The 13,474-nt window shown below is 71.7% G+C and carries 14 protein-coding genes; 9 read left to right on the top strand and 5 right to left on the bottom strand.

What is annotated here, in order from left to right; translation table 11 throughout:
* Positions 1–74: 74 nt before the first annotated feature.
* Positions 75–1,706, top strand: a complete 1,632-nt coding sequence (locus AC0KTA_RS38260) for an FAD-dependent monooxygenase (RefSeq protein WP_481052793.1) — start codon at positions 75–77, stop codon at positions 1,704–1,706.
* On the opposite strand, the gene AC0KTA_RS38255 is transcribed toward AC0KTA_RS38260, so the two are convergent.
* A complete protein-coding gene (locus AC0KTA_RS38255; RefSeq protein WP_481052792.1) occupies positions 1,696–2,103 on the bottom strand; it encodes a RidA family protein in 408 nt (135 codons plus the stop codon). The genes AC0KTA_RS38260 and AC0KTA_RS38255 overlap by 11 nt on opposite strands.
* A 117-nt stretch (positions 2,104–2,220) precedes the next feature.
* Here AC0KTA_RS38255 and AC0KTA_RS38250 point away from each other — a divergent pair, with 117 nt between their 5' ends.
* The gene (locus AC0KTA_RS38250) at positions 2,221–2,601 is read left to right on the top strand and encodes a winged helix-turn-helix transcriptional regulator (protein WP_481052791.1); all 381 of its coding nucleotides are present in this window, start codon (positions 2,221–2,223) and stop codon (positions 2,599–2,601) included.
* On the opposite strand, the gene AC0KTA_RS38245 is transcribed toward AC0KTA_RS38250, so the two are convergent.
* Both AC0KTA_RS38245 and AC0KTA_RS38240 read right to left on the bottom strand, forming a co-directional pair.
* On the bottom strand, positions 2,578–3,609 hold the full coding sequence (locus tag AC0KTA_RS38245; RefSeq protein WP_481052790.1) for a GNAT family N-acetyltransferase: 1,032 nt from the start codon (positions 3,607–3,609) through the stop codon (positions 2,578–2,580). The genes AC0KTA_RS38250 and AC0KTA_RS38245 overlap by 24 nt on opposite strands.
* Before the next feature lie 121 nt (positions 3,610–3,730).
* Positions 3,731–4,762 (bottom strand): saccharopine dehydrogenase family protein, encoded by a 1,032-nt coding sequence (locus tag AC0KTA_RS38240; protein WP_481052789.1) that lies wholly within the window; start codon positions 4,760–4,762, stop codon positions 3,731–3,733.
* 142 nt (positions 4,763–4,904) lie between these two features.
* Between AC0KTA_RS38240 and AC0KTA_RS38235 the strand changes: the two genes are divergently transcribed.
* The 5 genes from AC0KTA_RS38235 to AC0KTA_RS38215 all read left to right on the top strand — a co-directional run bounded on the left by AC0KTA_RS38235 (position 4,905) and on the right by AC0KTA_RS38215 (position 9,260).
* The gene (locus tag AC0KTA_RS38235; RefSeq protein WP_481056703.1) at positions 4,905–5,864 is read left to right on the top strand and encodes a helix-turn-helix domain-containing protein; all 960 of its coding nucleotides are present in this window, start codon (positions 4,905–4,907) and stop codon (positions 5,862–5,864) included.
* Positions 5,865–5,947: 83 nt separating this feature from the next.
* On the top strand, positions 5,948–7,141 hold the full coding sequence (locus tag AC0KTA_RS38230) for an epoxide hydrolase family protein (protein WP_481052788.1): 1,194 nt from the start codon (positions 5,948–5,950) through the stop codon (positions 7,139–7,141).
* A gap of 18 nt (positions 7,142–7,159) precedes the next feature.
* Positions 7,160–7,639: an MFS transporter gene (locus tag AC0KTA_RS38225; RefSeq protein WP_481056702.1), complete on the top strand. Its 480-nt coding sequence runs from the start codon at positions 7,160–7,162 to the stop codon at positions 7,637–7,639.
* Between the two features lie 18 nt (positions 7,640–7,657).
* Complete coding sequence (locus AC0KTA_RS38220; protein WP_481052787.1) at positions 7,658–8,146, top strand: MFS transporter; 489 nt, start codon at positions 7,658–7,660, stop codon at positions 8,144–8,146.
* Between the two features lie 100 nt (positions 8,147–8,246).
* Positions 8,247–9,260, top strand: coding sequence for a WD40 repeat domain-containing protein (locus AC0KTA_RS38215; protein ID WP_481052786.1), 1,014 nt, complete (start codon positions 8,247–8,249; stop codon positions 9,258–9,260).
* Between the two features lie 72 nt (positions 9,261–9,332).
* Here AC0KTA_RS38215 and AC0KTA_RS38210 read toward each other — a convergent pair whose 3' ends face one another.
* Both AC0KTA_RS38210 and AC0KTA_RS38205 read right to left on the bottom strand, forming a co-directional pair.
* On the bottom strand, positions 9,333–11,378 hold the full coding sequence (locus AC0KTA_RS38210; RefSeq protein ID WP_481052785.1) for an NAD(+) synthase: 2,046 nt from the start codon (positions 11,376–11,378) through the stop codon (positions 9,333–9,335).
* Positions 11,375–12,334, bottom strand: a complete 960-nt coding sequence (locus AC0KTA_RS38205; RefSeq protein ID WP_481052784.1) for an SMP-30/gluconolactonase/LRE family protein — start codon at positions 12,332–12,334, stop codon at positions 11,375–11,377. Before AC0KTA_RS38205 ends, AC0KTA_RS38210 begins: the two co-directional genes overlap by 4 nt.
* 100 nt (positions 12,335–12,434) lie before the next feature.
* Between AC0KTA_RS38205 and AC0KTA_RS38200 the strand changes: the two genes are divergently transcribed.
* Together AC0KTA_RS38200 and AC0KTA_RS38195 are read left to right on the top strand one after the other, a co-directional pair.
* Positions 12,435–12,887, top strand: coding sequence for an Lrp/AsnC family transcriptional regulator (locus AC0KTA_RS38200; protein ID WP_481052783.1), 453 nt, complete (start codon positions 12,435–12,437; stop codon positions 12,885–12,887).
* 131 nt (positions 12,888–13,018) lie between these two features.
* Entirely contained in the window at positions 13,019–13,423 is a 405-nt protein-coding gene (locus AC0KTA_RS38195; RefSeq protein ID WP_481052782.1) for a rodlin, read from the top strand.
* Positions 13,424–13,474: the final 51 nt, after the last annotated feature.

The following is a 13,474-nucleotide window of genomic DNA, read 5'->3' as shown; positions in this document are numbered from 1 at the left end:
CTGACGCACAGCCGTGTTCTGAAGCACAGCCGTGTTCTGGCGCATATCCGTGTTCTGAAGCAGAGGAGCTCGCCATGCCCCCATCGGACACCGAGGTGGACGTACTGATCGTCGGCGGCGGGCCGGTCGGGCTCACCGCCCGGGCGCTCCTCGAACGCTGGGGCGTACGGGTCCTGCTCGTCGAGAAACACCGCGAGCTGTCGCCGTTCCCGCGGTCCCGGCTGGTGAACGTGCGGTCGATGGAGATCTTCCGCCAACTCGGGCTCGCCGCCCGGATCACGGCTGCCGCCTTCGCACCGGAGTACGGCCGCATCCGCTTCCGTGACACGCTGCGCGATCGCGACTTCGCCACGGCGGCGATGGTCGGGGTCAACGCGCCCATTCCGGAGAGCCCGGTGATCGGCGAGGTCACCTCGCAGGATCGGCTGGAGCCCCTTCTGATCGCCGCGGCGGACGCCACGGCGGCGCCGCTGCGGTTCGGGGTCGAACTCATCGGCCTGGCCGCAGAGTCCGAGGGGGTCGTGGCCTCGCTCGTCGACCGTGAGAGCGGTGCCGATGGGCGCGGTGCCGAGACGCAGGTCCGCGCCCGTTACGTACTCGCCGCCGACGGCGCGAACTCCACCGTTCGGCAACTGCTGGGAATCGGCACCGCGGGCCCCGGAGCGATGGCGGCGTTCACCACCGTCGTGTTCGACGCCGACCTCAGCCGCTGGTGCGCCGACCGGCCCGCCGGGGTGTACTTCACCGCGCACGGGACGTTCATCCCGCTGTATCCCGAGGGAGGCTGGGCCTGGTTCGGCCTCACACCGGACGACGCGGAGCACACCGACTGGACCCGCCTTGTCTCGGGCGCCCTCGGCCCCGGCGCCGACGTACGCCCCGATGTGCTGCGGGTCCAGCACTGGGTGATGAACGCGTTCGTCGCCGACCGCTTCCGCCACGGCCGGACCCTGCTGGCCGGCGACGCCGCGCACGCGATCCCCATCGTCGGCGGTCTGGGCATGAACGCGGGCCTCGCCGACGCGCACAACCTGTGCTGGAAGCTGGCCGGCGTGCTCAACGGCTGGGCCGGACCCGGCCTGTTGGAGACGTACGAGGCGGAGCGACGCCCCGTCGCCCACCGGACGCTCCACCAAGCGGTGGCCAACACCCGGCTCACGCTCGACGTGCAGACCCGGCGCCGCGACCAGCTCCGAAGCGGCGCGGCAGCGCAGGACCAGGTCGAACTCCCCTGGTCGGAGCGGTACTTCGCGCAACTCGGCCTCGTACTCGGCGTCACCTACCGCTCCGCCGCCGTCCTCCCCGACGGCAGCGGCCCACCCGAAGCGTCCGACAGCGGCAGCGACTCACCCGAGCCGTCCGACACCGGCACGGACTACGTCCCCACCGCGGCGCCGGGCCACCGCATCCCCCACGCGTGGCTCGGCGACCACCGCTCCACGCTCGACGCCCTGGGCGAATGGTTCACGCTGCTCACCCCGGACCCCTCCGCCTGGGAGCAACACACCACCGCGCCATGGCCGTTGCGCGTCGAGCCTCTCCCCCGTGAGCACACCGGCCTCTACGGCCTCGGCCCGCACGGAGCACTGCTCGTCCGGCCCGACGGCCACGTCGGCGCCCGGTGGCCCGACCGCCCGCCCGGTGACCCCGCCACCGTGCTCCGCCACACCCTGGCCGCCCTCACAGGCTCCGCACTCAGTCCATGACCGCGGTGGCTTCGATCTCGACCAGGTGCTCGGGGACGTCCAGGGCCGCGACGCCCAGGAGCGTGCCCGGCGGTACCGGCGTGATGCCCAGCTTCGCCGCCGCCCGCGTGATCCCGTCCATGAGCAGGGGCATCTTGTCGGGGGTCCAGTCGACTACGTAGATGGTCAGTTTCGCCACGTCGCGGAAGGAACCGCCCACGTCCGCCAGAGCCGTGCCGATGTTCAGGTAACACCGCTCGACCTGAGCGGCGAGGTCGCCCTCGCCGACCGTGACCCCGTCGGCGCCCCAGGCGACCTGCCCGGCGATGAAGACCTGCTTCGATCCGGTCGCGATCGACACCTGTCGGTACGCGTCGATCTCCGGCAATCCGCTGGGGTTCACCAGGGTGATGGCCATGCTGCCCGCCTCCTTGTCCTGAGCCGCGAAGCCCGCGGTCTCTTGTGGTTACTCAGGAACCGTAGGAGAGTGGCCGCTGACATGGAAGAACGCACTTTTCAGTGACTGGGGAACCTGATGGTGACCAAGAAGTACGACGGCTTGCCCAACGAAGCGGACCTGACGCGCGCGGACTCGCTGGCGCGGGAGATCTTCTCGGACGTCGCCAACAAGTGGGCGCTCCTGATCATCGAATCCCTGGGGGAAGGCACCCTGCGCTTCGGCGAGGTGCGCAACGCGATCGAGGGCATCAGCCACAAGATGCTCACCCAGAACCTGCGCATGCTGGAGCGCAACGGCCTGGTCGACCGGACGGTGCACCCCACGGTGCCGCCGCGGGTCGAGTACACCCTCACCGAGCCGGGCCGCGCCCTGCACGAGACGGTCGGCCGCATGTGTGACTGGACCCACCGGTACCTCGGTCACATCGAGGCCTCACGCCACCGCTTCGACGCCTGAAAGAGGGCGGGCATCCGAGAGAGGGCGGGCATACGTCACGGATTCGTGGTCCACCGCGAACCCCGACTGCTCGTAGAAGCCCAGCGCGCCGGACGGATTGACCGTGTCCACGGTCAGCGACACCGTGTCGTACCCGGACTCGCGTGCCGTGCGCAGCACATCGGTCAGCAGCGCCGGCGCCGCGCCCCGCCCCCGGAAGCTCCGCCGCGTGCCGAGGAAGCCCACATGGCAGTCCCGGCTGCCCGTCGCGGCCGTCTTCGCCTCGCTCTCCTCCGCCAGGAGATACGCCGCCACCTCGTCGCCCGCCAGGAGCAGCCGTGACATCGCGGGCCGGAACGAGGCGGCGCCGGTGACCCAGGTGCGCCAGTCGGTGCTGTCGAACACGGTGAAGTTCCAGTGGTCGCGGAACGCGTCGTTGTGGGCGAGCCGGGTGGCCTCGTCGTACGCCTCGTCGAAGGGGACGAGACGGGTGCCCTCGGGAGCGGGGCGGGGCGCGGGCCGGTCGCCGTCCAGCGGCTGCTTCATGTCGAACCACCAGCGGCACGGGGTGAATCCGCACCGCTCGGTCAGCTTCAGCAGTGCCTCGTCCCTGGCCTTCCCGTCGAGCAGCAGCTCGCCCGGCAGGGCGGACAGCTCCGCGTCCGCCGCGTGCAGCGCCTCCGCCCGGGCCAGCATCCATGCCACGAGCCGGGTCCCGATGCCGCGCCGCCGCCAGTCGGGGAGCACCGCGGCATCGCCCTGGAAGCGGGCCGCGTCGACCGCGCCGTGCGGCGTGTACACGACGGCGTAGGCGGCCAGCCGCGGCCCGTCCCACAGCCCCAGGCTGTCCTGTTCCAGGTCCAGCTTGGGATCGGACAGCGCCTGGGCGAGTTCCTCGGCGTCGACGTGCTCGCCGGTCCGGTCGACGCGCTCGACCGCCTCGCACAGTTCCAGCCAGGCGGGGACGTGGTCCTTGCTCAGGGGCCGGGCGCTCAAGGGCCGGGCCTCCGGGCTCTCCGGTCCCGCCATGTCCGCCTCCCTGCGCCGGGTCGTACCAGCTCGATGATCTCCCCCTGAGCGGACGCCCGCCATTCGGACACCGACCGAGCTCTCTTTGAGGTCGCCCGCCGGCCAGGCTGCGGCCCTGTCGCTACCGGCGCAGTTCGACGGAGATGTACGGGGACAGCGCCCGGAGAAAGCCGGGCGCGTCGAAGAGCTCACCCGCGGAGGCGACGCCGACGGTCCTGGTCCGCCCGGCGAGCACGCGCCGCACCGCTTCCACCGCGAGCGGCGCGGTGACCGCGTAGATGTCCCGGCCCCTGGCCACGGCGCGCCGTTCCTCGCCGCCGGCGCGCACGCGCACGTCGACGACGAAGGTCTGGTCCGACCGCCCGCGCTCGTCGACGGCGGTCGGCGTCGGGGTGTCCGGGGCGGACACGTCCCTGGCCGCCTCGACGGTCATGTACGTACGCACCTCGGGTACGGACAGGTGGCTGGGGACGGTGACGACGTCGACCATGGTGAAGTCCCCGATGACGGGCCGGGTGCCCAGCGGCTCGGGGAAGGGCCAGTCCAGGACGGGCAGTTCGTCGTCGTGGTGGTTCAGGCGGCCGTTGGTGTAGCGGAGGCGTCGGCCCTTGCGGCGTTCCCGGGAGACCTGGCCCGCGGCGCGCGTCCCGGCGGTGGGGTGCCAGCTGCTCAGGCCGTACGCGATGTGGGCCTCGTCGGCCTTCGTCCAGTCGCCGGACGCCGCGGTGACCAGCAGATCGCCGAGGCCGCCGTAGAAGGCCATCGCGGGGACGACCACCGCCCCCGCCGCGCGGGCGCGGTCCGCGAACCGCGTGAACGTGTCGACGTTGGCCTCGATCTCGGCGGCCACGTCCACGTAGGGGATCCCGGCGCGCAGTGCCGCCTCGATCACGGGGGCGGCGGTCGTGGCGAAGGGCCCGGCGCAGTTGATGACGGCTGCCGTGCCGGCCAGGGCCCGGTCGAGCGCGTCCGCGTCGCCGGCCGACGCCACCCGGGATGCGAGCCCGGGCGCGGATGCCGCGAGCGCCGCCAGCTTCTCGGGGTCGCGACCGGCGAGGACCGGCACGAACCCCCGCTCCCGCAGATGAGCCACCACGAACCGCCCGGTGTGCCCGTACGCGCCGAACACCAGCACCTTGTGCCCCGATCCCATGACGTCTCCCCGCCCTCGAACGATCCGCCGACGCGTGGTCCGCCGACCCTCTGATCAACTACGCACATCCTGGCCGGGGCGTGCGGCCACCACGAGTGTCCGGAACGACATGACCCGTACAATTCCCGCCATGGGCATGGGCATGGGCACTGTCGCACTGGCCGTCACCGACGGGATGATGCACTTCGAACTGTCCGTGGCGTACGAGGTGTTCGGCTCCGCGCCGCCCGGGGTGACCGCCCGCTGGTACGACGTCGCCGTCTGCGGGTCGGGGGCCGTGCGGGTCGGCCGCTTCCGGCTCGACCCCGACGACGGGCTCGACCAGCTCCGGCACGCCGACACCGTGATCGTCCCCGCGTGGGCGGACGTCGACGAGGACCCGCCCGCCGACCTGGTCGACGCCGTCCGCGCGGCCCACGAGGCGGGCGCGCGCGTGGCATCCCTGTGCACGGGCGCGTTCGTGCTGGCCGCCGCCGGGCTGCTCGACGGGAAGCGCGCGACCACGCACTGGGGGCACACCACGGCCCTGGCCGCCCGCTTCCCCCGGGTGGAGGTCGACCCGGACGTGCTCTACGTGGACAACGGGAGCGTGCTCACCTCCGCCGGCAAGGCCGCCGCGCTGGACCTGTGCCTGCACCTCGTCCGCCGTGACCACGGCTCATCGGTCGCCAACGCCGTCGCTCGCCGCCTGGTCGTCCCGCCGCACCGGTCCGGCGGCCAGGCCCAGTTCGTCACTGCCCCGGTGCCCGCCCGGTACGACCACCCGCTCACGGCCCTGCTCCCCTGGGCGGTCGAACGCCTCGACCAGCCGCTGACCGTGGAGGATCTGGCACGCGAGGCCCGGATGAGCTCGCGCCACCTGGGCCGCCACTTCAGGGCGGTGACCGGAACCACCCCGCTGCAGTGGCTGCTCACCCAACGGATCCAGCGCGCCCAGGAGTTGCTGGAGAACACCGACGACAGCGTGGACACCATCGCGCAAGCCACCGGCATGGGCACTGCCACCACCCTGCGCCGCCACTTCAACCGCACCGTCGGCGTGCCCCCGGACACCTACCGCCGCACGTTCCGCTCGCGGCCCGGGCCAGACGCGGGCCCCTGATCGGGGTCGGTGAACGGTCCGTACGACTGCTGTGCCGAAAACGACTGGGGCGGATCAAGGCGGCGGTCGTACCATGCGCGGACATGACGACGCTCACCTGCGAAAACATCCGCCCGTTCCGCATCGACATCCCCCAAGACGCCCTGGACGATCTCCACGACCGTCTCGACCGCACGCGCTGGCCCGACCAACTGCCCGGCGTGGGGTGGGAGTACGGCATCCCCCGCGGCTATCTGAAGGAACTCGCGCACTACTGGCGGCACACGTACGACTGGCGGGCGGCGGAGGCCCGGCTGAACCGCTGGCCGCAGTTCACGACCACCATCGACGGTGCCCGCCTGCACTTCGCCCACATCCGGTCCCCCGAGCCGGACGCGACGCCGCTCCTGATGACCCATGGCTGGCCGGGATCGATCGTCGAGTTCCTCCAGGTCGCCGGTCCGCTCACCGATCCGCGCGGACACGGCGGCGACCCGGCCGACGCGTTCCACCTGGTCCTGCCCAGCATCCCCGGATTCGGCTTCTCCGGCCCCACGCAGGACACGGGCTGGGAGATCCGGCGGGTGGCCGCGGCGTTCGCCGAGCTCATGGCACGGCTCGGCTACGGCCACTACGGGGTCCAGGGCGGCGACTGGGGAGCGGGCATCAGCCGCGAACTCGGCCGGACCCGGCCGGACAAGGTCATCGGCGTACACCTGAACCTGCTGCCGAACTCGACCCCCACCCAGGAGCCCAGCGCGGAGGAGCTGCGGGCGCTGAGCCCCGAAGAGCGCGAGCGCACGCTGGCGTCGTGGGAACGCTTCCAGGCCTGGAGCCGGGACCGCCAGGGCTACGCGGACATCCAGTCGACCCGCCCGCAGACCTTGGCGTACGGCCTGACGGACTCCCCCGTCGGCCAACTCGCCTGGATCGCGGAGAAGTTCAAGGAGTGGACCGACTCCCGGGAGCGCCCGGAGGACGCCGTCGACCGTGATCAGCTGCTCACCAACGTCATGACGTACTGGCTGACCGGAACAGCCGGGTCCGCCGCCCGCATCTACTACGAGCGCGCCCACTCCGACTTCCGGAGCAACCCGCCCCTGCCCTCGACGACACCGACCGCGCTTGCCGCCTTCCCCCACGACAACTTCATCCCCCTGCGCCACATCGCGGACCGCACCAACAACATCGTCCAGTGGACGACTTACGACCGCGGCGGCCACTTCCCCGCGATGGAACAGCCGCAGGTGCTGGTCGACGACGTACGACGGTTCTTCCGGAGCATCAAGCGCGGCTGACCACGAGCTCGGCCCACCCTGACGCGAGCTCAGTCCGACCGGAGCTGGGCGAGCACGGCATCGAGCAGGCCGGCCGTCGGCACCGACGGCTTCGTCATCGCCGGGCTCCTCCCCGCCATCGCCGACGACCTGGGCGTCAGCGTCCCCACCGCCGGACAGCTCGTCACCGCCTTCGCGCTGACCCTCGCGGTCTCCGCCCCGGTCCTCGGCTGGGCGACCAGCGCCCTGGACCGGCGCACCGCCCTGCTCCTGGCCCTCGGCGTCTTCGTCGTCGGCAACGCCGCCACGGCCCTGGCCACTTCGTACGGCGCCGTCATGACGGCCCGGGTCGTCACCGCGGCCGGCGCCGGCATCATCTCGTCCACCGCCTCCAGTGCCGCGGTGGCCGTCGCGCCCCCGGAGCGCCGTGGCCGGGCCCTCGCGTTCGTGCTCGGCGGGCTGACGCTCTCCAGCGCGATCGGCCTCCCGCTGGGCACCCTCATCGGGCGCGGCGACTGACACCTGACGCTGTGGGCCGTGGCCGCGCTGGGCTCCGTGGCGGCGCTCGGCATCGCGTTCGGCATTCCGAGGATCGCGCTGCCCGCCGCCACGTTCCGGGCGAGGCTCGCTCCCCTCAAGGACCGCTGGGTGCTCGGTGTCCTGACCGTCACCATGCTTGCCTTCACGGGGACTTACCTGCTCTACACCTACATCGCGGCCGCGCCGGCCGAGGTGACGGACGGCTCCGAGGCCACGCTCACCGCGGTGCTCTTCGTGTACGGGCTCGGCGTCCTGGGCGGCAACCTCCTCGCCGGGCGGCTCTCCGACCGCCGCCGGCCCGAACGGGTCCTGCTCGGGAGCCTAGCCGCCGGCATCGTCGTGCTGGCCGCCGGCCGCGCTGCCGTCGAGACCCTGCCCACCGCCTTCGTGTGGACCGCGGCACTGGGCCTGTGCGCGGGCGTCCCCTGGTCCCGCAGCAACACCGACTCGTCGCCCGAGCGAGGCGGCGCCCCGACGGCGGTGTGACAGGTCGCGACCAGGTCGCGGCGTCCGGCCGACCCGGGTGGACCGGCTCGCGTCGTCCCGGCCGACCCGGGTGTCAGAGCCTTGGTCTACCTTTCCTCGCATGCCTGAGACACCGCTTCTGCTGACCAGTCACATACCGTCTTCCTGCTCGATCAAGGACCTTGCGGTGGTCGAGGCGGGCCCGGGCCCGCAGGTCGTGTGCGCCGACTTCTGGGGAGCCGTGTGGACCTGGGACCCCCGGCGGGATGTATGGCGGAAACGGCCGCTGGCCTATGCCTTCGGCGGGGATCCGCTCGCCGCGCAGTATCCCGATGCCGAGAACGACATCGACACGGTGGCCGCGGCGGTCTTCGACGGGCGTGTGGTGCTGGCGGCCGGCGGCGACGAACAGGCCCCCGCCCTGTGGGACCTGGAGACCGGCGAGCTGCTCCGTGGGACGACCTACGACGAGCCCTACCTCGGAGCCGTCGCCGCCGTACGGGGCGAGGGGCCACCGCGATTCGTCACCGGCTCGCAGTACGTCGGCCAACTCCTGGTCTGGGAGCCGTCCGGCCAAGCGCCCCCGGTCAACGTGCCCAACGACCTCTACGACATCACGAGCCTCGCCACCGCCTGGATCGACGGGCGTCCGCTGGTCGCATCCGGAGGTGACCAGGTGGATGTATGGGATCTGGCACGGAACGAGCACGTGGCGTCGTTCAGCCCGGACAGCGGTGATGTCCGGGCCGTCGCCGTCTCGCGACTCGACGACCGTCCCCTCGTGGTCGCGGCAACCGACTCCAGCGAGATCCACGTGTGGGAGCTGTCGGAAGACGGCGACGACGAGCCGATCCACGAGCCGATCAGCGGCCACGAGGGCCCCATCTTGACCATGGACACCGTCACGGTCGGCGACCGGCGCATCGCGGTGACCGGCTCCGAGGACGAGACCGTACGCGTCTGGGACCTCGCCGAAGGTGCGGCGGTCGGTGCCCCGCTGATCGGCCATCAGTCCCACGTGGAGGCGGTGGTGACCACCACGCTCCGCGGCCGCGACGTCATCCTCAGCGCGGACCGGGACGGCGCCGTACGCGTCTGGGACCTGGCCGCTGTGCTGGGGCAGGACGCCGCTTGAGGCAACCTGACTGCCCCGGTGAGGGGCCGTCGCGTTCCGGCGCGCCTCGCCCAGGTCCCGGGCACGCCCCGGCTACCGTCCGGCCGCCGCGTCGTCGCAGCGGGCCAGGTCCCGCAGCCAGGCCTCCGCCGTGCCGTCGGACGGCGCGCGCCAGTCACCGCGCGGCGAGAGGGAACCGCCGGCCGACACCTTCGGCCCGTTCGGCATGGCCGAGCGCTTGAACTGCGCGAAGGCGAAGAAGCGGCGGCAGAAGACCTCCAGCCAGTGCCGGATCTCCGGCAGGTCGTACGCCATCCGCTTGGGATCGGGGAAGTTGGGCGGCCAGGTGCCCGCCTCCCGGTCGTGCCACGCGTGCCAGGCGAGGAAGGCGATCTTCGACGGCCGGAAGCCGTGGCGCAGCACGTGGTGGAGGGTGAAGTCGTGGAGCGCGTAAGGGCCGATCGTGGATTCGGTGGACTGCGTCTCCTCCCCCGGCACCAGCTCCGGGGTGATCTCGGTGTCGAGGATCGCGGTGAGCGTCGCGCCCGTCTCCTCGTCGAACTGGCCGCTGCGGATGACCCAGCGGATCAGATGCTGGATCAGGGTCTTCGGCACGCCGGAGTTGACGTTGTAGTGGCTCATCTGGTCGCCCACGCCGTAGGTGCACCAGCCGAGCGCCAGCTCCGACAGGTCGCCGGTGCCGAGCACGATGCCGCCGCGCTGGTTGGCGAGGCGGAACAGGTAGTCGGTGCGGAGCCCGGCCTGCACGTTCTCGAAGGTGACGTCGTACACCGGCTCGCCGGACGCGAACGGGTGGCCCAGCTCCCGCAGCATGAGCCGCGCGGTCGGCGTGATGTCCAGCTCGGTCGCGGTGACGCCGAGCGCGCGCATCAGCTTGTGGGCGTTGCCCTTGGTGTGGTCGCTGGTGGCGAAGCCGGGCAGGGTGAAGGCCAGGATGTCGCCGCGCGGCCGGCCCGCGCGGTCCATCGCGCGGGCGGCGACGATCAGCGCGTGCGTGGAGTCGAGGCCGCCGGACACCCCGATGACCACCTTCGGTTCGCCGATCGCCGCCAACCGCTGCCGCAGTCCGGCGACTTGGATGTGGTACGCCTCGTAGCAGTCCTGGGCAAGACGGTCGGCGTCGGCGGGCACGAACGGAAAGCGCTCGACCGGGCGGCGCAGCCCGAGGTCGGCCGTCGGCGGGTCGAGCCGGAACGGCACCTGCCGGAAGCCGCCGGTCCGCGCGGCGTGCGCGCGGCGGTTGTCGTCGAACGTGCCCATCCGCTGCCGCTCCTGGCGCAGCAGGTCGAGGTCCACGTCGGCGACCGCGTGCCGGTCGCCCTGCGGGAACCGCTCGGTCTCGGCAAGCAGCGCACCGTTCTCGTAGATCATGGTCTGCCCGTCCCAGGACAGGTCGGTGGTCGACTCGCCCTGGCCCGCGGCCGCGTAGACGTACGCGGCGAGGCAGCGCGCCGACGCCGAGCGGCACAGCAGCCGCCGGTCCTCGGCCCGGCCGACGGTGATCGGGCTGCCCGAGAGGTTGACGAGGACGGTCGCGCCCGCCAGTGCCGCCTCCGCGCTCGGCGGCACCGGAACCCACATGTCCTCGCAGATCTCCGCGTGCAGGACGAGGCCGGGAACGTCCTCCGCCGCGAAGAGCAGATCCGTCCCGAACGGCACGCCCACACCGTCGATCCGGATCGTCCCGCCGCGCTCGTCGTCGCCCGCGGCGATCTGCCGCCGCTCGTACAGCTCCCGGTAGTTGGGCACGTACGACTTGGGCGCGACCCCGAGAATCCGGCCGCGGTGCACGATCACCGCGCAGTTGTAGATCCGGTGGCGATGGCGCAGCGGGGCGCCGACGACCAGCACGGGCAGCAGGTCGGCGGACCCGGCCACCACGGTCCTGAGCGCCTCCTCGACCTGGTCGAGCACGGCGTCCTGCAGCAGCAGGTCCTCGATCGAGTAGCCGGTCAGGCCGAGTTCGGGGAAGACGGCGACGGCGACCCCCTCCCCCGCGCACCGGCGACCTTGCCGCAGGACCACTTCGGCGTTGGCGTGCGGGTCGGCGATGGTGGTGGGGCCGGTGCACGCGGCGACGCGCGCGAAGCCGTGCTGATACATCGACCAGAAGTTCACAGGGACTCCACGTCCAGCCACGGCCGGCGACCCGGTCCGCTCGGGTGTGTGCCGGTGACGCCCATGACCACCGAGTAGAGGCTGGTCTGCGCCGTGATGAAGAGGCGGTTGCGCTTGGCGCCGCCCCAGGAGATGTTGGCGACCGCCTCGGGGACGTTCAGCCGCCCGATCAGGGTGCCGTCGGGGTCGTAGCAGTGCACGCCGTCGTCCATCGCGGCGGCCCAGAGCCGGCCGGCGTCGTCGAAGCGGAGGTTGTCGAAGCGGGCGGCCTCGCGGGTGGTGGCCGCGGCGAAGATCTCGCCGTCCGACAGCGTGCCGTCCTCACGTACGTCGAAGACGCGGATGAAGCCCGCCCGGGTGTCGGAGACGAACAGCCGCCGCTCGTCCGCCGAGAAGACCAGGCCGTTCGGAGCGCCGAAGCAGTCGGCGACCAGCCGCACGTCGCCCGTGCCGGGATCGACGCGGTAGACGTTGTTGGAGCCGATCTCGCTCTGTGCGCGATAGCCCTCGTAGTCGCTGGTGATGCCGAAGTCCGGGTCGGAGAACCAGATCGAGCCGTCGGACTTCACCGTGGCGTCGTTCGGACTGTTCAGCCGCTTGCCCTGCCAGCGGTCGGCGAGCACCGTGACCGTGCCGTCGTGCTCGGTCCGGGTCACCCGGCGATCGCCCTGCTCACAGGTGATCAGGCGGCCTTCGCGGTCGAGGGTGTTGCCGTTGGTGTGCCCGGCGGACCGGCGGAAGACGCTCACCGCGCCGGTCTCCTCGTCCCACCGCAGCATGCGGTCGTTGGGGATGTCGCTCCAGATCACCTGCCGCCAGGCGGGCACATAGACGGGCCCCTCGGCCCAGCGGCAGCCGGTGTACAGGACCTCGAGGCCGTCATCGCCGTTCATGCACCGCCCGGTTCGGAACCGGTCGTCGAACATCTCGTACAACGCGGGGCGCTCGCTGTTCATGGCGCCTCCCCCTTCCACGGTCGGCCGAAGCTTCTTCAGTGGAGATCATAGATCCCAAGATGCAGTATGGTCATCACAAGTCTTCACCGAATGGAATGCAATGGATCACGTCGACCGTGCTCTGCTGACCCGGCTCCAGCAGGACGCCACCGAGTCCTACGCCGCGCTGGGCCGGGCCGTGGGCCTCTCCGCCGGCGCCGCTCATGAACGCGTACGGAAACTGCGTGAGCGCGGCGTGATCCGGCGCACCGCGGCCGACGTGGACCCGGCGGCCGTCGGCGGCGGCGTGCTGGCCTATGTGATGGTCGACTCGACCTCCTGGATGGGCGACGCCGCCGAGAGCTTCGCCGCGCTCCCCGAGATCCTGGAGGCGCACATCGTCGCCGGCAGCGCCTCGGTGCTGGTGAAGGTCAGGACCGCGACCACCGAGCAACTGCAGGACGTGCTGCGGCGGTTGTACGCGATCGACGGGGTCAGCGGGACGCAGGCGACCGTGGTCCTCGAGACCTTCTTCGAGCGGCCGGTGTCACCCCTGATCGCCGATCAGGACTGATCCGTGCAGGGGGACGACTGCCGTCAGCTTCGCTACGCGACACTCTGCCAATGGGCGAATATGCTTGGAAACAGGGCATTGGCGGATGTACTGGTTCATGTCCTCGACCAAAAGTTCTGCACTGGAGTGACATGCACATCCGTACCTTCCCCTACGCTCTCGGCCTCGCCGCCCTCGCCCTTGCCGGGGCCACCGGGACCGCGACCGCCATCGGCGACGACGACAACACCACCAGCGCCAGCGGCAACGGCGCCGCGCAGGCGTTCGGCAACAGCTCTACGCACGGGAACATGAGCGCGCAGGCGACCGCCGTCCAGGGCTCGTTGAACAAGCTCTGCCTCGGCATCCCCGTCAAGGCGAACGTCGGCTCCTTGGTCGGCCTCCTCAACATCGCCGTACAGGACATCCCGATCCTCTCGGCCCCGCAGAACCAGCAGTGCGCCGAGAACTCCACGCAGAGCAAGGGCGACGAACCGCTGTCGCACCTCGTCGAGGACATCCCGCTGCTGTCCGGCAACGGCGTGGCCAACCGGTGAACTCAGCGCCCTGCGGGCCACTTTCACGTGGCCCGCAGGGCGCTGCCCGTC

The organism is Streptomyces sp. Y309 (assembly GCF_056712025.1).
The sequence above is the reverse complement of the archived record's forward strand: the minus strand, read 5'-3'. Positions and strand labels throughout refer to the sequence as shown.